Below are 19,230 nucleotides of genomic sequence, written 5' to 3'. Positions count from 1 at the left end.
CCACGATGAAATTTTTACACAATATGTTCGATCGTATGGAGCCGTCTTTCACCAAGGGTGGCAAACACGAAAAATACTATGCCATCTTTGAGATGTTTGATACGTTTTTACGTCAACCAGGCTCAACGACATACGCATCATCACACGTACGCGACGGTATTGACCTTAAGCGTATTATGATTACCGTTTGGTTATGTACTTTCCCTGCGATGTTTTGGGGTATGTACAATATCGGTCATCAAGCATTAACGGCGATTGCAACGCTAGGCTTGCAGCCTGAAGGCTGGCGCACGGTTATCACTAGTATGGCCGGCTATAATCCAGACAGTATCTGGGCAAGCTTTGTCTACGGGGCGATGCAATTCTTACCGATTTATCTGGTCACCTTTGGGGTCGGTATTCTCTGTGAGATTATCTTTGCCGTCGTCCGTGGTCATGAAGTCAACGAAGGTTTCTTTGTAACTTCTGTCCTATTTGCGCTCTGTCTACCACCAGATATTCCTTTATGGCAAGTTGCCTTAGGTATTATCTTTGGTGTGGTCGTGGCAAAAGAAGTCTTTGGCGGTACCGGTAAAAACTTCCTTAACCCTGCCCTATCAGGTCGTGCTTTCTTATACTTTGCTTATCCTGCTTATATGTCGGGCGACTCAGTATGGACAGCCGTTGATGGTTTCTCAGGTGCAACTCCCCTTGGTCTTGCCGCGCTTGGCGTCGTTCCACAAGATTTTGTCGATGTTTACGGCAATGCCATCACCTGGAGTGATGCATTCTTAGGCAACATGCAAGGCAGTATCGGTGAAGTATCGACCCTAGCTATCTTAATGGGTGCGGTCGTTCTACTTTGGACGCGCATTGCCTCATGGCGCATCATGGCAGGTTGTGTGGTTGGTCTAATTGCCACATCCCTAGTCTTTAACATGATTGGCTCTGAAGACAATATGATGATGAAACTGCCGTTCTATTGGCACTTAGTTATCGGTGGCTTCGCCTTTGGTGCGGTGTTTATGGCAACCGATCCTGTGTCAGCTGCCCATACCAATAAAGGCCGCTGGGCTTATGGTATCTTGATTGGTTTTATGACCGTATTGATTCGCGTCGTCAACCCAGCCTTTCCAGAAGGCATCATGCTTGCCATTTTATTCGCCAACTTATTTGCGCCACTATTTGACTATTTTGTGACGCAAGCAAATATCAAGCGCCAAACAGCACGGAGGGTTCGCTATGTCCAAGCCCAAAAGTAATAATGCAAAAACCATCAGCGTGGCGTTGACGCTATGCTTGGTGTGTTCTGTATTGGTCTCAGCCGCTGCTGTTGGTTTAAAACCAGCGCAAGTTGAAAACGCGCGCTTAGACCGTAACAAAAACATCTTAGTTGCCGCCGGTATGTTTGACCCTGCGTCAGATACCAATGAAGATGTGGCTGAGCGTTTTAAAGATTTTGAGGTAAAAATCGTTGACCTAAGTAAAGGTAACTACCTCGATGACGACGCGCTAAAAGCTGCAGGTATTCCTGATCGTAATGCTTACGATGCCAGTCAAGCGACCAAGAACAAAGCCTTAAGTGTAGACTTGGGCAGCAACGACCCTGCCGGTATCGGTCGTGTTCCTAAATACGCCAAGGTCTATGTTAAAAGTGATGACGCCGGAAAGCCTGAAATGGTGGTCCTGCCGATTCAAGGTTATGGACTATGGGGTACGATTTATGGTTTCTTAACGCTTGAAAGTGACATGAATACCATTAAAGGTATCAGTTTCTATGAGCATAAAGAAACCCCGGGTCTAGGTGCTCGTATCGAGGAGCCTGAGTGGCGCGCCATGTGGAGCGGCATTCATTCTTATGACGAAAACGGCGCTGTTGCTACTGGTGTGACCAAAGCCGGTAATCCAAAAGATAACTGGGTCGATGGTATCAGTGGTGCAACCTTAACCGGTCGCGGCGTCAGTAACATGATTCAGTTTTGGCTCGGTGAGCAAGGCTATAAGCCATACTTAGACCAGCTGCGTGAAGAAAGCGGTAAAACACTGGCGAGTGCAGAAGTCAAAGCCAGTCAAAGCCCATATAAAAAGCTGGGTCAGAACTTACATCAACAGCAGACGCATCCCGTAACCGAACTGGTCGCAGTAGTACCAGCAGCACACGGCAAGGAGGCATAACATGGCTGATACAAAAGGTATTTTAACCTCGCCTATTTTTGATAATAACCCGATTGCGCTACAAATCTTAGGTATTTGTTCGGCATTGGCAGTTACTACGAGTGTGGCGAATGCGTTGGTAATGAGTGTGGCGTTGACCTTGGTCACGGCATTTTCGAGCTTCTTTATCTCTATTATCCGTAAGCAAATCCCATCAAGCATTCGTATTATCGTGCAGATGACGATTATTGCGTCATTGGTTATTGTGGTTGACCAAATCTTAAAAGCGGTCGCTTATGATGTCAGTAAAGGTCTGTCGGTATTCGTTGGTTTGATTATCACCAACTGTATCGTAATGGGCCGTGCTGAAGCATTTGCGATGAGCAATCCGCCAGTACCAAGCTTTTTAGATGGTATTGGTAACGGTCTTGGTTACTCGGCAGTATTGCTATTTGTCGCCAGTATTCGTGAGATTTTGGGCGCAGGCAGCTGGTTTGGCATGACTATTTTGCAAACCGCTACCGATGGTGGCTGGTACGTACCAAACGGTCTATTGCTATTGCCACCGTCAGCGTTCTTTATTATTGCCCTGTTTATCGTGATTATCCGTATCTGGAAACCAGAACAGGTCGAAGAAGCTGAATTTGTAATGAAGCCGCAATCTAAAGGCATGGCACAAGGGGGCGGTCACTAATGGGACATTATGTCAGTTTATTTATAACCTCGGTCTTTATCGAGAATATGGCGCTGGCCTACTTCTTAGGCATGTGTACCTTTTTGGCGGTATCAAAAAAGGTCTCAACCGCTATCGGTCTTGGGGTAGCCGTCGTCGTCGTCATGGCGATTACTGTACCGCTAAACAATCTGCTGTTTCAGTTCATCCTAAAAGATGGTGCGCTGGCATGGGCAGGTTTCCCTGATATCGATTTAAGCTTTTTAGGCCTACTCAGTTATATCGGTTTGATTGCTGCCACAGTACAGATTCTAGAGATGTTCTTGGATAAGTTCGTTCCAAGTCTGTATAACGCCCTAGGGGTATTCTTACCCCTGATTACCGTCAACTGTGCCATCTTAGGTGGCGTACTGTTTATGGTTGAGCGTGATTATAATTTTGGCGAATCAGTCGTCTATGGCGTCGGCGCAGGCTTCGGTTGGGCATTGGCAATTACCGCATTGGCGGGTATCCGTGAAAAGCTAAAATACTCAGACATTCCAGCACCGCTGCGTGGTCTTGGTATTACCTTTATCACGGTTGGTCTGATGTCACTTGGCTTTATGTCTTTCGGCGGTATGTCAATTTAAACCGCTACGCTTAAAAGCCTATTTAGCGATTTGACCTATTTAATTCATTTATTCGGTAGGGGTTCAGGAAACACGCAATGACGTCTTTTCGCACCCCTACTCCATAGATTAAGGATACCTACCATGGATTACGCTACGGCGATTGGTGGCGTTGCTATGTTTACCTTGATCATCATGGGACTCGTTGCCATTATTTTGGCGGCGCGCTCAAGACTGGTCAGTTCAGGCGATGTTACTATCCATATTAATGATAATCCCGATAATGACGTCGTGACACCCGCAGGCGGTAAACTGCTACAAACACTGGCGAGCGAAGGTATTTTCTTATCTTCGGCCTGTGGTGGTGGTGGTACGTGTGCGCAGTGTCGTTGCCGCGTTATTGAAGGGGGCGGATCTATCCTGCCCACCGAAGAAGGGTACTTTACCCAAGGTGAAATCCGTAACCACATGCGTCTTGCCTGTCAGGTTGCGGTAAAGCAAGACATGAAAATCGAGATTGACCCTGAATTCTTTGATGTACAAAAGTGGGAATGTGAAGTTATCTCTAATGATAACGTTGCCACCTTTATTAAAGAGTTGGTGCTTAAAATTCCAGATGGCGAAGAAGTTAACTTCCGTGCCGGTGGTTATGTACAGTTAGAGGCGCCACCGCATGAAGTGCATTATAAAGACTTTGTGATTGACGAAGAGTATCGCGAAGACTGGGAAAAATTTGGTATCTTCAACTATGTGTCAAAAGTTGATGAGCCGGTGATTCGTGCGTATTCGATGGCCAACTACCCTGAAGAAAAAGGCCTTATCAAGTTTAATATCCGTATCGCCAGCCCACCGCCACGTGGTCCTGACGGTATTCCACCTGGCAAAATGTCCTCTTGGGTATTTAGCCTCGTACCTGGCGATAAAGTGACAGTTTCTGGGCCTTATGGTGAATTCTTTGCCAAAAAGACGGACGCTGAAATGATTTTCGTCGGTGGTGGTGCGGGTATGGCACCGATGCGCTCGCACATCTTCGATCAGCTCAAACGCTTACATACCGACCGTAAGATTAGCTTTTGGTATGGTGCGCGCTCGATTCGTGAGATGTTCTACGTTGAAGATTATGATCAACTAGAAGAAGAGTTTGATAACTTTGAGTGGCATGTGGCCTTGTCTGACCCATTACCTGAAGACAATTGGGAAGGTCCAACCGGCTTTATCCATAACGTGCTACTTGAAAATTATCTTAAAGACCATCCAAGCCCAGAAGACTGTGAATACTACATGTGCGGGCCACCGATGATGAACGCGGCGGTAATCGACATGCTACACAGCTTGGGCGTGGAAGATGAAAATATCATGCTTGATGACTTTGGTGGCTAAGCCGATTATTTAAATCGGTTGATAAAACCTATTTATTCAACAAGTATCGTTAAACTAAAAATATATGATAAATTAAGAGTCTCAATGGAGGCTCTTTTTTTATGCGCTAAATAAACCATTTTTTAATCAGAAAGGATTCTTATGAAAACCAAAGCGAAAGATTTGACCATTTGGATTACTGGCGCATCTAGCGGTATCGGCGAAGCATTATCAATTGCCTTTGCCAAACGTGGTGCCCGCATTATTTTAAGTGGCCGTGATAAGGATAAGTTAGAAGCGGTTAAAAGTCGCTGCAAAAACAGCAAAAAACATATCGTCGTCCCCTTTGATATCGCCGATGCCAAGCAAGCAAAAGAAGCCTATGAAACAATCAAGGCTAAAACTGAAAAAGTAGATTGGCTGATTAATAATGCGGGCATCAGTCAACGCGCGCTTATTATGGAAACGACCGAGGAAGTTGAGCGTAAGCTGATGGAGATAGATTATTTCGCGCAAACGCGGCTGACCAGACTGGTATTGCCCGATATGATTGCGCAAGGCGGCGGCAAAGTTGTCATGGTATCGAGCGTGGCAGGTTTACTTGGCACCCAATATCGCGGCGCTTATGGTGCTGCCAAAGCCGCTATCCATATGTGGGCAAACAGTTTGCGTGCAGAACTGCATCACCAAGGTATCGAGGTGGCGACGATATTTCCAGGGTTTATTCAAACCAATATCTCTATAAATGCCTTAACGGGTGATGGGAGCGCGCAGGGTACGATGGACGAAGCAACCAATAAAGGACTGACGGCGACTACATTTGCCAAACAAGTCGTCAAAGCGCTGACTAAAGGTGAAGAATATATTATCGTTGCTGGTAATAAAGAAAAACTCGCTACTAGAGTCAATCGTTTATCGCCGCCAAAGCTTTATAAGCTCATCCGTGAGTCGAAAGTAAAATAAATCTAATAAACTCAGCAATTAGGTTTTAAGTCGATGATTGGCGTTATGGGTGACAAGGGGTGTAAAATAGGCAGCGCTTAGCTTAGTTAGTTGTTTATTAGTGGTTCTTTACTAACCATTCTTTACTGACCACTCTCTACTAGCTAACGCCCCCACTCACCCCTTCGCTTTATCAAGCTGTGATGACTTATATGACAAATTTAACCGCGTTTTCTTCTGCTAACAAATTCATAAAACCCGCCTTTATATCTATAATAGCTATCGGCTCTGTACTTACGCTTAGCGCCTGCCAGCAAAAAACCGATTATAACAATCTCAGCGGCGAAACCATGGGTACCAGCTACCATATTAGTTATCAATTGCCCAAAGGCGCCGATGAAGCTGCCATACAAGCCGCTATCGATAAGCGCTTGCAAGACATCAATGACAGCATGTCCACTTATCAAGCAGACTCAACTATTTCTAAATTTAATCAATTAGGCAAAGATACGCCCATTGCTATCGACGCCGATTTTAGCCATGTGTTGGAAGCGTCTAGGCAAGTTTATGAGCTGTCAGGCGGCGCGTTTGATCCGACGGTAATGCCATTGATTGAAACATGGGGCTTTGGCAGTACCATGACGGTTGAACGCTTACAAAGTCCACCGACAGCGCTTGAGATTGCACAAGCCAAAGCCTTGGTTGACTTTAAAAGCGTGATACAAAAAGAGCAAACTATCTATAAAACCAAAGATGGCGTCGAGCTTGATTTTTCGGCGGTTGCTAAAGGTTATGGCGTTGACGTCATTGCCGATGTACTCCGAGATGACTATCAGATTCGCAATTACATGGTTGAAATTGGCGGCGAAGTGGCGACCTCTGGGGTCAGCGCTCAGCAGCAACCGTGGCAAATCGCTATTGATGCGCCCATCGAAGGCAGCACGGTGAGCGCGCGCCAAACCATGGCAGTGATTCGCCAGCCTATTAATAATGGCTCTACTATGTCGCTAGCAACCTCTGGCAACTATCGCAATTCCGTCGTTTTTGATGGTAAGCATTACAGCCATACCATTGACCCAACCACAGGTGAGCCCATTGTTGGTGGCGCGCCATCAATGACTGTGGCAGCAGAAACAGTCGCACTGGCTGATGCTTGGGCAACCGCCTTAACCGCGATGCCTTATGAAAAAGCCCTTGCCACTGCCAAAGAGCACAATATCGCCGCCTTATTTGTTATCTTGGCTGATAATGTAAATCTCGGTGCAGCGGCCGACAGTATCGATGATTGGCAAGTAGTAGAAACCCCTGCGATGAAAGCCTTACGTGCCGACAAAAAGTCCTAATATCAAAAGCATGGGCTTTACTATGCCTGCTAAGCACAAACGGGGCAGGCGAAATTTTGCTATACTATAAGCAAGTTATCGACTAGATGACTGTCCTATATTTTAAACGAGAGGTTCCCTCTATGCTTAACCAATTGCTCCCCATGCTTGCTATCACCTTTACCGTCTTCATGCTGTTTTTTATCTTCATGGGCATCGGTTATATGGTCAAGAAAAAGCCGCTTAGAGGTTCTTGCGGCGGTGTGGCAAAATTGATGGGCGACGAGCATTGCTCATTTTGTGGTAACGATCCCAATAAATGCGATTCACTGGTCGACCAACAGCAAGAAACCGCCCTTAAAGCTGCCCAACTAGGTAAGTCTGTATAGAACTAAGCAAGTCTGTCTAAACGTCTTATTTGTTACCATACGCTGGTAGTATTCACCTAACCTGTATTCCTATAATAGCGTCTAGCCCTTTGCAATTTAACGTTGCAAGCTAACAGGGACTGGCGCTATTTTTTTGTGCGCTTAGTCCTTTATAGCTTAGCCTTTATATAGAGTATTTTTTAAGACGATTTCTATCATAAGCGCTTGATAAGCAAAACCTATTTATAAGCGAAAGCAAAAACTAAAATTCACTACTCATACACTAAGCTTGCCCTGCTAAATTAAATGGGTGGTAAGCTTATATGACGGGCTTTCTGCTAGTGTTTTTATATCCTAAACTCGTACATTCTAATATATTGTCTTAGCATTAATTGCCGTCTTAGTGACGTACTCTGGTGTTATTTTATAAGCGATGGTGCGCCAGCGCTTTTTAATGACGTGTCCTTTTTCTTATGCTGATAGTCGTGCTGCTATGTCTACCTCTCCTAATTTGCAAACTGATTTGCCGTCCCAGTCTCCCGCTTCTCAGTCGGGTGCGCCGTCAAACTTTAAGCTACCCTCTTCGCGCTTTACGTTTTGGCTGGTGCTATGTGCCATGATTTTATTGGCGACCAATATGCGCTCGCCGATTGTGGCGCTGGGTTCTATTGCGCCGGTGGTTCAAGGGGCGCTTAATATCTCCGAAACCCAAATTGGCTGGCTTGGCGCGGTGCCGATGCTAACCTTTGCGCTTGGGGCGTTTATTTCGCCAGCGATTGGGAAGCGTTTTGGCCTTGAAAACACCTTGATTGCGATGATTGCCCTCTTAACCACGGGCATGATTATTCGCAGCGTTATTCCTACTTGGATTGGCTTTTTAGGCGGCACGTTATTGCTAACGTTAGCGATTGGCTTTGCCAATACCCTTGCTGCGCCTGTTATCAAGCAGCGTACACCAAATCATATTCCGTTGATTACGGGTCTATTTAGTCTCACCATGACGGTGTCGGCAGGGATTGTCGCTGGCGTGGTCTTGCCATTATCTGAACAAGTTGGCTGGCAATGGGCGCTTGGTGGTTGGTCGATTTTGGGCGTGTTTGCCTTAATGATTTGGGTGCTGCTACGCTTGCGTTTGGGTTCATCAAACCATCAACCAATAGTACCGCTTGCTGAAGGGGTGCAAGCACCGTCACCTATTTCTATGTGGCGTACACCTTTTGCTTGGCAAATTGCGGTATTCATGGGCTTACAGTCACTGCTTTTTTATACCGTTGCCAGTTTTTTACCCTCGATTTGGCTCAGTAAAGGGCTATCAGCGGTAAGCGCGGGGCAGATGAACTCGGTCTTCCAGTTTATGGCACCGGTAGCGATTTTAAGCTTAACTTGGCTGGTCAATCGCGGACGCCCTATTCAGGCGTTGGCGGTATTTGCTGCCGTCTTAAACGTGATTGGTATTTTAGGAGTCAGCTATTTATCAGCTGATTTAGCATGGTTATGGTCAGCGCTGATGGGCATTGGTTGTTCAGCGATTTTTACCTTAAGTATGATGCTATTTTCGATGCGGACTTATACTGCCAATCAATCGAGCGAGCTGTCAGGCATGGCGCAAGCAGTCGGTTATCTGATTGCGTTCTTTGGTCCGCTGGGCACCGGCTGGTTGCATGAAGCAACGGATAGCTGGGATTTGCCTTTATTAATCATGTTGGTTTTGATGGTGGTAAACGTGGGTTTTGCTTGGATGGTCAGCCGTCCAGTCATGGTCGATGGTAAGAAAATTTAATTTTTACCGTTAATATCAACTGACAGGCGCGCAATATCGTTAACTGTCGCGCCATATTGCTCATAAGCTTAGTTTGCTACACTGGTTTGATTGTAAACAGGACAGCAAAATCATGATAAATATCTCTTCTTATTTGACTAAACCTTTAATAATAGCGGCGGCATTAAGCGTTACCCTTGTGGTTAGCGGCTGTCAAAAAGAGCCTGATAGCAATACAGCTGATGATAGTACGCAAACTACCAGCACTCAAAGCACTAGCATCCAAACTAATGAAACTCAGAAAGTAACAGAGGCAACTGAGCAGCAGCAAGCGCCATTAACGATATTGGCATTGGGCGATTCATTAACCGAAGGATTGGGCGTTGATAATGATGCCAATTATCCCGCTCAGCTAGAAGCACGCTTACAAGAGCTTGGCTATAAAAATGTCAAAGTAGTCAATTCAGGCTTAAGTGGCGAAACCAGTACGGGGCTTGTCAATCGCCTAGATTGGGTATTGCAAACCAAACCTGATATTACGATTTTAACCGTTGGAGCTAATGACGCCATCCGCGGTATTGATGTAGCAACGGTCGAAGCCAATATTCGCACCGCTGTTAAACGCCTGCAGGATAATGGTAGTGAGGTTATCTTAGGTGGCATGCAGATTTATGACAACCTTGGCTCGGACTATGTAGAGTCGTTTGCCGCGATATACCCAAGAGTGGCTAAAGATATGAATGTGACGCTGATTCCTTTCTTTTTGGATGGTGTGGGCGGCGACCCTAAGCTCAACCAAGCCGATGCGATTCATCCAACCAAAGAAGGCTATACCATTATCGTTAATGATAATATTTTGCCAATTTTACAGCCTAAAATTGAAAAGTTAGAAGCTAATCACGCCAATACAGCAACGAAATCTAGCACACCTACTGAGACTACCCAATGACCGCTACACCCAATAACAAAGCACTACTTACCGCCTCCAAGCTGAATAAAACCGTGCAAGTCGGTGAGCAAAAGCTATCTATCATCAAAGACGTCGATATATATGTCAATGCGGGCGAGTTTGTGGTCATTATGGGTAAATCTGGCTCCGGTAAATCTACCTTGTTAGGTCTATTAGCGGCGTTAGATTATCCTGATAGTGGCTCGGTTGAGTTAGCGGGGCAAACCTTAAGCAGCCTTGATGAAGATGCGCTGGCGGTTATTCGCCAACGTGATATGGGTTTTGTCTTTCAGTCGTTTCATCTATTACCGACATTGACGGTAGCAGAAAATATTGCCTTTCCTCTTGATATCGCCCGCCGTCCGAATAAAGCACGGGTAAATGAGCTGATTGAAGCGGTTGATTTGGGGCATAGGCGTGATAGCTTACCCAACCAATTATCCGGTGGTGAACAGCAGCGTACTGCCGTTGCCCGCGCGTTGGTTTCGCAGCCAAAAATCGTCTTTGCCGATGAACCAACGGGTAACTTAGATGAGCAAAATGCCAATCAAGTGATGCAGCTACTATTAGATTTACGCCAGCAAGTTGGTTCAGCATTGGTTGTTGTAACCCATGATGCCGCGCTTGCGGAGATGGCAGATCGTGTCATTACCATGCACGACGGGCGGATTATTTCTTGATGAATAACTTGAAGAATAATAAGCAAACAGAGAAACATTCAGCCATCGATGCTACTGCTACGACTGATACTCGCATGGCAAAAGAGTCAGACTATACTGGCGGTATCATGCGCCAGTTGTTTAGCGGTATTCTGAATTTGCCCATATTGGGCTTACAAGGATTGGGCGCACAAGCCTTAAGTCGCAGTTGGTGGCAACGCTGGATTTATCCGCTATTATTTTTATTGACGCTAACGTTATCGCTTGCAACCTACTTGACCCTCGACTCCGTGCAGCAATCGGTTGATACCTATATCAACGACAATCAGCGTGCGCTCGTTGGCGGCGATTTAATATTAAACAGCAAGCAAGAGTGGCCAAGCGAAGTATTAACACAGGTAGAGACGGTTACTGATACGCAAATAGTATATGACTATCAGTTTAGCGCGATGGTGGTGACCGATGAGCAAACCTTACTTGCCAGCGTCAAAGCCGTCTCTCCAGCTTATCCGTTATATGGGGAAGCTGAGCTTGCTTCAGGGCAACCGTTATGGGAGCAATTAAGCGCTGATAATGTCGTTGTCGCGCCTGAAGTATTGAATAGCTTAAATGCCAGTGTCGGTGACCAAATCACCATTGGTGATGCTGAGTTCACTATTAGCGACGTGCTGACCAAAGAGCCTGACCGTCCGTTGACCGCCTTTGGTTTTGGTGGGCGGGTTTTGATGCATCAAGATGCGCTCGCAGCAACCAATTTATTGGGACAGCGTAGCCGCATTAATTATCGTATTGAGCTGGCTGGTGAGCCAGAGTTAATGGTAGTACAGCGAGATAAGCTCACGCAAATACTAAGCAATTATCCTGATATTGAGCTCTCTGATGCCGAGTCAGCAGATACCTCTGTCTCGCGTATCTCTGACAATGTCTTGATGTTTTTAAAGTTGCTCGTCATCGCCGTGCTGTTATTATCTGCGGTGGCGATGTATGGCGTCATTACGGCTTTTTTGACCAAGCAGCAGTCTAGTAATGCCATTCGCTTGGCATTAGGTGAGCCGCTTAGGTCGCTGAAACGCAGCTACTATCAGCTGTTGATTGTAACCACTATCATCGCTTGTGTGGCAGCAATTGCTCTAAGTTTTGGCTTACTGAAAGTTGGTCAGCCGTATCTGATTGCTATCTTGCCTACTGATGTTGGTTTAGCTATCAATCCTATCAGCGCCATTAAAACCATTATTATCGCGTTAGTGCTAACATTGCTTATCGCTCAACGTGGTTTAAGTACGTTAAGTACGACCAAGCCTGCTACTTTACTTAATCAAGGTGCGAGCGCAAACTCGCAAAATCTGCCGTGGTATCGACGTCTGCCATTATTATGGTATGGACTGACGCTAATCGGGCTGTATGCGTTTTTTGCTTATGAAGTAGATTCTCTGATACTAGGTGCGCAGCTCTTGATAGGCTTAACTGCCTTCGTAGCGATATTTTGGCTCTTGGCACGCGGTTGGTTATGGCTGCTGACTAAGTTTGCCAAGCATTCTAATATCAGCTGGATGCAGCGTATCGCTATCCATAACCTTGCCCGTAAAGGCAATCAGTCGGCATTATTCTTTGTCACTTTATCGCTGTCAGTGGCGGTCTTAACCCTGATTACCACGCTCAATCATAGTATCAATACCCAGTTTATTAATGCCTATCCTGAAGATGCGCCCAATTTATTTTTGCTCGATATTCAAAGCGACCAGCATGATGAGATTGATAATATCATTGCTGCACCTGTCAGCTATTATCCTGTCATTCGTGCCCGCGTCGTCACTGCTGATAATGTACCCGTACAAGATATCGAACCTGCTGACGGCTTTGATGACCCTACGCGTGTTTTTAATTTAAGCTATGCCGATACGGTGATGGATACTGAGTTTATTACGGAATCGCTAGCAGATGACAAGCTTTATGCATCTATTGAAACTGCAGATAGTGACTCAGCACAAACCGTTGCGCCGTTATCGATTTTGGATACTGCAGCAAGTTTGCTAAACGTTGGCATGGGTGATCAGGTGCGCTTTAATATCCAAGGGATTGAGATTGTCGGGCAAATCACCAGTATCCGCTCGCGCTATGAAAAAGGACCCAGCCCCTATTTTTACTTTTTATTTGAGCCAGCGGTTTTATCGGCTGCCCCGCAAATCCAATTTGCTACCGCTCATGTTGCAGCAGAGGATATTCCAAAGCTCCAAGGTCAGCTAGTACGCGAGTTTCCTGCGGTAACGACCATCGACGGCACAGCAATCGCGCAGCAAGTCCAAGAGTTAGTCGTGCAAATGAGCCGTTTGGTTTATGTCTTCACCTTACTGGCATTACTGACCGGTATTATGGTTTTGATTAGCTCGCTACTCTCCACCTCACAAGATCGCATGGCAGATAGCGCATCATTTAGGCTGCTTGGCATGCAAAAGCGCGACCTATATATGCTCAATATCTTAGAGCTTGGCATACTTGGCATTAGTGCCGCTTTATTTGCAGTTATTATCGCTAATATCGGGGCGTGGGCTGCTATCACCCAATGGTTTAATCTGCGCTTTAGCGTGCCGTGGGCAAGCTTGGGTATCGGCGGTGTAGCGTTAGTTGGTTTGCTGTTTGCTATTGCCATTATTTATGTGAGATTGGTGATTGGGCGTGGGATTATGGCGCGGGTAAGAGCGATGATTTAGGGTATGTAGCAAAATCAATATCGTATAGGATAACCTATACTTTGCTTAATTGAACTAGGCAAAATATAATACTGATAGTTACTTAAAGAAAATTTCAAATAAAAACCAACTTAATTAACGGATTTAAAATGGCTTTCAATCCCAAAACGGAATATACCATAGAGCAAAGAAACTACGATATTAAGGATTTTCATGAATATCCTTCTGAATTCGTTACTAGACCTCCTTATCAAAGAAAAGCTGTTTGGTCTACCAAGAAGAAACAATCACTTATGGATAGCTTGATAAGAAAATACTATATTCCACAATTAGTATTAAGAGAGGTTAGAGTATCAGAAAGTAGTTCAGTATTTGAAGTTATAGACGGACAGCAACGCATTACAACAGTTGTAGATTTCTTCAAAGATGAGTATGCTTTACCAAAAAGCTTAGAAGACATCGATTCTGAACTAGTAGGTAAAAAATACAGTGAGATTAGCAATGATCATAAAAGATTTATTGATAAACTATACTTCAAAACAGACATAATTAAAAATATTGAAGAAAAAGAAAATGTCGAGCACCAGATTATTGCTACCGAAATTTTTAGGAGACTACAAGAAGGTGAAAACCTAAATTATATGGAAATAGCTCACGCTCAACTTTCAAGTCTATCAAGAAATTTTATTGTCAAATACTCGGACGACCAAACATTTAACTTCAAAGAGTACCATCCTGTTGACTTCAACCCTAATAAACTGGATTTCTTCCAATTACTAAATGTTAGCAACGAAAGAATGAAACACCTTCAATTCATGGCTCGTTTCACTATGATTGAAAACGCTAAGACAGGCTACACAGATTTAAGTGACAAAAAAATAGAACAGTTTATTAACGACGAGAAAAAAGATGCAGGTATAGGTAATTATGATTATGAGAATAGATCTGAAAGTAAATCAGTCATTCGTAACCTAGATGAGTTCTATAAAATATTTAAGAATGACCCAATGATACAAGATGGCTCTCCAGTTAAAGAGCTATCAGTAGAATACTTTGTTATTTCTTTATACTTATTAATAAGACACCTCAAAAAGTATTATGTCATTGGAGATAAAGAGCGTGAAGATATTAGGGGTTTTATACTATATTTCCATGATAGATGGCGTAACTATGACGAGTCGACTGATTTTGATATGCTAACTTTTAGCAATCATCGACAGCAAGGGGAAAACGATTTAGCAACTCGCGATCGTGTTATGCGCCAATTATTTTTTGAATATATAAACACAAATGACTTCAAATTCGTTGATAAAGACTTGAAAAGAAGCTTTTCAGAATTAGAACGAATCAAGATATATAGAGAGGCTCATGGAGCTTGCCAGCTTTGCCTTGAAGAAGGTAAGTCTAGACGAGAGGCAGAAGTTTCATGGTCTGACTATCAAGCTGATCATGTAATACCTCACTCAAAGGGTGGCGAAACTATTTTAAATAATGCTCAATTATTATGCAGCTTCCATAATTTACGTAAGAGTGATAAGTCTAGTCTAGTCTAGTCTAGTCTAGTCTAACGATAGCGTAACCCACCAAGTTACATTTTAGGTGAGTTACGCCTTTTGATTTGATGAATTTTTCTGCTTAAGTTTTATAGTCTCCTTTAATTCAAATTTCATTCTATTAAATATTGTTTCATACAAGTAACTATCTTCATGCTTATTTATTAATGGTGAAGTTACCAAATCTTCCTCTATAGTAATCCGTCTTTCTTTATCATCGTAGTATCCAGTCAAAGAAACTTTAAAATTTCTTTTGGTTCCGAAACTATCAGTATGATCCCAATCACTTGAAGTCTTTGTTTCAAATATCTTATTCTTGTCCATATATATACCTTTCTAAAAATATTATTTATGACTTTATCATTAATATATGTTCAGTACCAAATTTAATTTAATAGAAACTATGTATTGGATGGGTTATGTTTTAGTTTCGTTTTCTATGAGAATTTTTCAAATCTAACGCTACTCTATACCAAATCTCATTCTTAGCAAAAATTTACATTTTTATCACTATATAAACCAATATCGGCCATGCGCTTTGCTTATTTATTGGGCGGATTACCTAGCCTTCATTTGCTATACTAGCCCAACTTTATGGATTAAATAACACTTTATAAACCCTCAAAAATAGCATGGTAGCCTTATGAAATTCTCAAAGTTCGGTCAAAAATTTACCCAGCCAACTGGCATCTCACAACTGATGGATGACTTGGGCGATGCGCTAAAAAGCGATCAGCCTGTCAATATGCTGGGCGGTGGTAATCCTGCCAAGATTGATGCCGTCAATGAGCTATTTTTAGAGACTTATAAGGCGCTTGGCGTTGATAACGATACCGGTGAAGCCAATAGTAGCGCGATTATTAGTATGGCAAATTACTCCAATCCGCAGGGTGACGCCGCCTTTATCGAGGCTTTGGTTGGCTTCTTTAACCGTCATTATGATTGGAATTTGAGCGCAGAAAATATCGCTTTGACCAACGGTTCACAGAATGCTTTTTTCTATTTGTTTAATTTATTTGGTGGGGCGTTCGCTGATGAAAAGAGCCAAGATAAAGAAAGCCAGTCTATCGATAAATCAATTCTACTGCCATTAACCCCTGAATATATTGGCTATAGTGATGTGCATGTCGAAGGTCAACATTTTGCAGCCGTATTGCCGCATATCGATGAAGTGACTCATGATGGCGAAGCAGGTTTCTTTAAATATCGTGTGGATTTTGAGGCGTTAGAGAACTTGCCAGCGCTAAAAGAAGGTCGCATTGGCGCGATTTGCTGTTCGCGTCCGACCAATCCAACGGGCAATGTGTTGACCGATGAGGAAATGGCGCATTTATCTGAGATTGCCAAGCGTTATGAGATACCGCTAATCATCGATAACGCCTACGGTATGCCCTTCCCTAATATCATTTATTCAGACGCGCAATTAAGTTGGGATAACAATACGATTCTTTGCTTTAGCCTGTCTAAAATTGGCTTGCCCGGTATGCGTACCGGCATTATCGTGGCAGATGCTAAAGTGATTGAAGCAGTCAGCGCGATGAATGCGGTAGTCAATCTAGCACCGACCCGCTTTGGGGCGGCAATTGCCACGCCATTGGTTAACGATGACCGTATCAAGCAGTTAGCTGATAATGAGATTAAACCCTTTTATCAAAAGCAAGCCTCGTTAGCGGTAAAGCTTTTAAAAGATGCTTTGGGTGATTATCCGTTAATGATTCATAAGCCTGAGGGCGCGATATTCTTATGGTTGTGGTTTAAAGACTTGCCAATTAGCACGCTTGAGCTATACGAGCGCCTTAAAGAAAAAGGCACATTGATTGTACCAAGTGAATACTTCTTCCCTGGTGTCGATGTGAGTAATTATCAGCATGCCCATGAATGTATCCGTATGAGTATCGCCGCTGACGAACAGACCTTAACGGATGGTATTAAAGTCATTGGTGAAGTGGTGCGCGAGCTGTATGATGAGGCTAATAGTCAGAACTATTAAAGTTTTTATTAAGCAAAGTGTTAATGATAGAAATAAAAAAAACGGACTTATGAATAGTCCGTTTTTTTCTGCCTTTTAATCATAGGTTTGACGGTATTGATTGACTGAAACGTCTTTGTCCATACGGTAAAGCCATAGAGCACATACGACAGCAGACAGGTATTAATCAAATCATGAATACTGGCTTTTAGCTCCGTGCTGCCTATCGCTGTGATACCCAGCTCGGTAATCGTCTGGCGATTATCCAAATATTCGCCCAATAAGGCGATGGCGGTCACCATAATTAAAGCGATAAACGCCCTGACGCTGTATTTTTTAAAAATTGGACGTAGCAAGAGTAAACTTAATAGGTAGACACCAATGCCCACATACATATGTAAGGCGTCTTTGTCTAATCCTGTAGCAGCCACGACACCGTTTTTGAAGAGATAAAAATCCACGATTTTATTCCGCGTATAAGAGATAGAAGATAGCTGAGTATAAATAAAAAAAACAACTAAGTATAAATTAAAAATAAAAAAGGTAGATTATGCATTTGCTAACCTACCTTCCTGTTTAATCGAAGCTGTTTAATCAAAACGGTCCAGTCAAACATTTAATGCATACTTGTTAAATATTCCAATCGACAAAGTTCTTTAATAGCTTTAAGCCCGCGGTGTGGCTTTTTTCTGGATGGAATTGGGTGGCAAATAAATTATCTTGCAAAATACTGGCACAAAACGGCTGACCATAATCACAAACGGCCGCTACTTGCGCGTTATCGCTAGGCGCGCAGTAATAACTATGTACAAAGTAAAAATGCGCATTGTCCTCGATGCCATTCCACAATGGATGCTCGAAATCCATACCGTTAATAGTATTCCAGCCCATGTGCGGCACTTTAATGGTCGCCCCTTGCTCATCCTTCCACGTCGGGTCAAACGCTTCTACATTGCCATCTAAGATGCCCAAACATTTTGTACCACCATTCTCAGCGGACTGCTCAAACAACGCCTGCATGCCAACACAGATGGCCATAACAGGCTTATTAAATATCGCCTGACGTATGACCTCGTCAATACCCGCATCTTGCATGCCAGCAATACAATCACGCATCGCACCGACGCCGGGGAAGAAAATCTTATCAGCCGCCGCGACCACTTTTGGGTCATTGGTAATAGAGACTTCCGCGCCTACCGCTGACAATGCCTTGCTGGCCGAGTGCAGATTACCCATGCCATAATCTAATAGTGCAACCTTTGTGGCTCTACTCATCTAAAAAGCCTCTTTGGTCGACGGTAGCGTATTCAGCGCACGCTCATCATATTCGCAAGCCATACGCAGCGCACGAGCAAAGGCTTTAAAGGTAGATTCGATCTGGTGATGGCTGTTTTTACCTTTAAGATTATCCAAATGCACCGTCATCCATGAATGGTTGACGAAGCCATAGAAGAATTCGCTAAATAAATCGACATCAAAGTTACCAACATGCGAGCGGGTAAAAGGAATGTCCATATGTAAACCGGGACGGCCTGATAAATCAACAACTGCGCGCGTTAGTGACTCATCGAGTGGCGCGTAAAAGTGGCCATAACGACGGATGCCTTTTTTATCGCCCAATGCTTTATTGAATGCTTGCCCAAGCGTAATACCCGTATCTTCGACACTATGGTGATCATCGATAAAGGTGTCGCCGGTACATTTGATGTCTAAGTCAAACAAACCATGACGCTTGATTTGATCAATCATATGGTCTAGAAATGGCACGCCAGTATCTACAGTTCCTTGTCCCGTTCCATCAAGATTGACGGTGCAAGTCACTTGCGTTTCAGCAGTATTACGCTCAACGGTAGCGGTACGGGCTGGGCGACCATGTAAATTTAGATTGGCAGATTGGTTTTGCCCAGTTGTATCGGCGGTATTGGTTGTCGTCGTAGAATTGGCAGTCATGGCTACTCTCTATAAATGAAAAGCGGTCAATAAAATAGGGCGAAAAAGCGCCCAAGTCATTCTTACTAGCGTCTAAAGCAAATGATAAAACAATGAATAAAAAATATAAAAAGCTAAGCTAAAAATGGGTTCAATGCTTATTCAAAAAGCTTATGCATAAAAGCCAAAGTATTAGCTTTTATGCATAAAAAGCATCATCTATCTTCATCATAGCAAACCCTAGCATTTACTGCCACGACCAAGCAGTAAACCACGCACAAAATCCTGTCATTCTGCTAAAATAGTGAGTTCAGTATTAT

18 protein-coding genes are annotated in these 19,230 nt (G+C 43.8%); 14 read left to right on the top strand and 4 right to left on the bottom strand.

Going from position 1 to position 19,230, the window contains the following annotated elements; genetic code table 11:
- Positions 1-5 precede the first annotated feature (5 nt).
- The 13 genes from ACP7AA_RS08575 (at position 6) to ACP7AA_RS08515 (ending at position 15,012) form a co-directional block, all read left to right on the top strand.
- Positions 6-1,241: an NADH:ubiquinone reductase (Na(+)-transporting) subunit B gene (locus ACP7AA_RS08575; protein ID WP_426223264.1), complete on the top strand. Its 1,236-nt coding sequence runs from the start codon at positions 6-8 to the stop codon at positions 1,239-1,241.
- Positions 1,222-2,154 carry a Na(+)-translocating NADH-quinone reductase subunit C gene (locus ACP7AA_RS08570; RefSeq protein WP_426223263.1) on the top strand — a complete coding sequence of 311 codons (933 nt, stop codon included), beginning with the start codon at positions 1,222-1,224 and terminating at the stop codon, positions 2,152-2,154. The genes ACP7AA_RS08575 and ACP7AA_RS08570 overlap by 20 nt, the downstream gene beginning before the upstream one ends.
- A gap of 1 nt (position 2,155) precedes the next feature.
- Positions 2,156-2,827: an NADH:ubiquinone reductase (Na(+)-transporting) subunit D gene (locus tag ACP7AA_RS08565; protein ID WP_201563913.1), complete on the top strand. Its 672-nt coding sequence runs from the start codon at positions 2,156-2,158 to the stop codon at positions 2,825-2,827.
- A complete protein-coding gene (gene nqrE, locus ACP7AA_RS08560; protein ID WP_011281361.1) occupies positions 2,827-3,435 on the top strand; it encodes an NADH:ubiquinone reductase (Na(+)-transporting) subunit E in 609 nt (202 codons plus the stop codon). Before ACP7AA_RS08565 ends, nqrE begins: the two co-directional genes overlap by 1 nt.
- 123 nt (positions 3,436-3,558) lie before the next feature.
- The gene (gene nqrF, locus ACP7AA_RS08555) at positions 3,559-4,794 is read left to right on the top strand and encodes an NADH:ubiquinone reductase (Na(+)-transporting) subunit F (protein WP_426223262.1); all 1,236 of its coding nucleotides are present in this window, start codon (positions 3,559-3,561) and stop codon (positions 4,792-4,794) included.
- 141 nt (positions 4,795-4,935) lie between these two features.
- A complete protein-coding gene (locus ACP7AA_RS08550; RefSeq protein WP_426223261.1) occupies positions 4,936-5,736 on the top strand; it encodes an SDR family NAD(P)-dependent oxidoreductase in 801 nt (266 codons plus the stop codon).
- Positions 5,737-5,927: 191 nt separating this feature from the next.
- The gene (locus tag ACP7AA_RS08545) at positions 5,928-7,058 is read left to right on the top strand and encodes an FAD:protein FMN transferase (RefSeq protein ID WP_426223260.1); all 1,131 of its coding nucleotides are present in this window, start codon (positions 5,928-5,930) and stop codon (positions 7,056-7,058) included.
- Positions 7,059-7,180: 122 nt separating this feature from the next.
- Positions 7,181-7,426, top strand: coding sequence for a (Na+)-NQR maturation NqrM (gene nqrM, locus ACP7AA_RS08540; RefSeq protein ID WP_201563905.1), 246 nt, complete (start codon positions 7,181-7,183; stop codon positions 7,424-7,426).
- Positions 7,427-7,859: 433 nt separating this feature from the next.
- Positions 7,860-9,185, top strand: a complete 1,326-nt coding sequence (locus ACP7AA_RS08535) for a CynX/NimT family MFS transporter (RefSeq protein ID WP_426223259.1) — start codon at positions 7,860-7,862, stop codon at positions 9,183-9,185.
- A gap of 112 nt (positions 9,186-9,297) precedes the next feature.
- On the top strand, positions 9,298-10,113 hold the full coding sequence (locus ACP7AA_RS08530) for an arylesterase (RefSeq protein ID WP_281490702.1): 816 nt from the start codon (positions 9,298-9,300) through the stop codon (positions 10,111-10,113).
- Entirely contained in the window at positions 10,110-10,793 is a 684-nt protein-coding gene (locus tag ACP7AA_RS08525; protein ID WP_201612092.1) for an ABC transporter ATP-binding protein, read from the top strand. Before ACP7AA_RS08530 ends, ACP7AA_RS08525 begins: the two co-directional genes overlap by 4 nt.
- The gene (locus tag ACP7AA_RS08520) at positions 10,793-13,480 is read left to right on the top strand and encodes an ABC transporter permease (RefSeq protein ID WP_426223258.1); all 2,688 of its coding nucleotides are present in this window, start codon (positions 10,793-10,795) and stop codon (positions 13,478-13,480) included. Before ACP7AA_RS08525 ends, ACP7AA_RS08520 begins: the two co-directional genes overlap by 1 nt.
- A gap of 128 nt (positions 13,481-13,608) precedes the next feature.
- Positions 13,609-15,012: an HNH endonuclease family protein gene (locus tag ACP7AA_RS08515; protein WP_426223257.1), complete on the top strand. Its 1,404-nt coding sequence runs from the start codon at positions 13,609-13,611 to the stop codon at positions 15,010-15,012.
- A gap of 51 nt (positions 15,013-15,063) precedes the next feature.
- On the opposite strand, the gene ACP7AA_RS08510 is transcribed toward ACP7AA_RS08515, so the two are convergent.
- Positions 15,064-15,336 carry a hypothetical protein gene (locus tag ACP7AA_RS08510; RefSeq protein WP_426223256.1) on the bottom strand — a complete coding sequence of 91 codons (273 nt, stop codon included), beginning with the start codon at positions 15,334-15,336 and terminating at the stop codon, positions 15,064-15,066.
- 319 nt (positions 15,337-15,655) lie between these two features.
- Here ACP7AA_RS08510 and ACP7AA_RS08505 point away from each other — a divergent pair, with 319 nt between their 5' ends.
- Positions 15,656-17,002: a valine--pyruvate transaminase gene (locus tag ACP7AA_RS08505; protein WP_426223255.1), complete on the top strand. Its 1,347-nt coding sequence runs from the start codon at positions 15,656-15,658 to the stop codon at positions 17,000-17,002.
- Positions 17,003-17,049: 47 nt separating this feature from the next.
- Here ACP7AA_RS08505 and ACP7AA_RS08500 read toward each other — a convergent pair whose 3' ends face one another.
- From ACP7AA_RS08500 to hisB, 3 genes are all read right to left on the bottom strand, one after another.
- Positions 17,050-17,442 (bottom strand): hypothetical protein, encoded by a 393-nt coding sequence (locus ACP7AA_RS08500; RefSeq protein ID WP_426223254.1) that lies wholly within the window; start codon positions 17,440-17,442, stop codon positions 17,050-17,052.
- Between the two features lie 169 nt (positions 17,443-17,611).
- On the bottom strand, positions 17,612-18,256 hold the full coding sequence (gene hisH / locus ACP7AA_RS08495) for an imidazole glycerol phosphate synthase subunit HisH (protein WP_426223253.1): 645 nt from the start codon (positions 18,254-18,256) through the stop codon (positions 17,612-17,614).
- Positions 18,257-18,931, bottom strand: a complete 675-nt coding sequence (gene hisB / locus ACP7AA_RS08490) for an imidazoleglycerol-phosphate dehydratase HisB (protein WP_271133658.1) — start codon at positions 18,929-18,931, stop codon at positions 18,257-18,259.
- Positions 18,932-19,230: the final 299 nt, after the last annotated feature.

It is taken from the genome of Psychrobacter sp. DWR1-2-3 (assembly GCF_049896465.1).
GTDB lineage: Bacteria > Pseudomonadota > Gammaproteobacteria > Pseudomonadales > Moraxellaceae > Psychrobacter > Psychrobacter maritimus.
The sequence above is the reverse complement of the archived record's forward strand: the minus strand, read 5'-3'. Positions and strand labels throughout refer to the sequence as shown.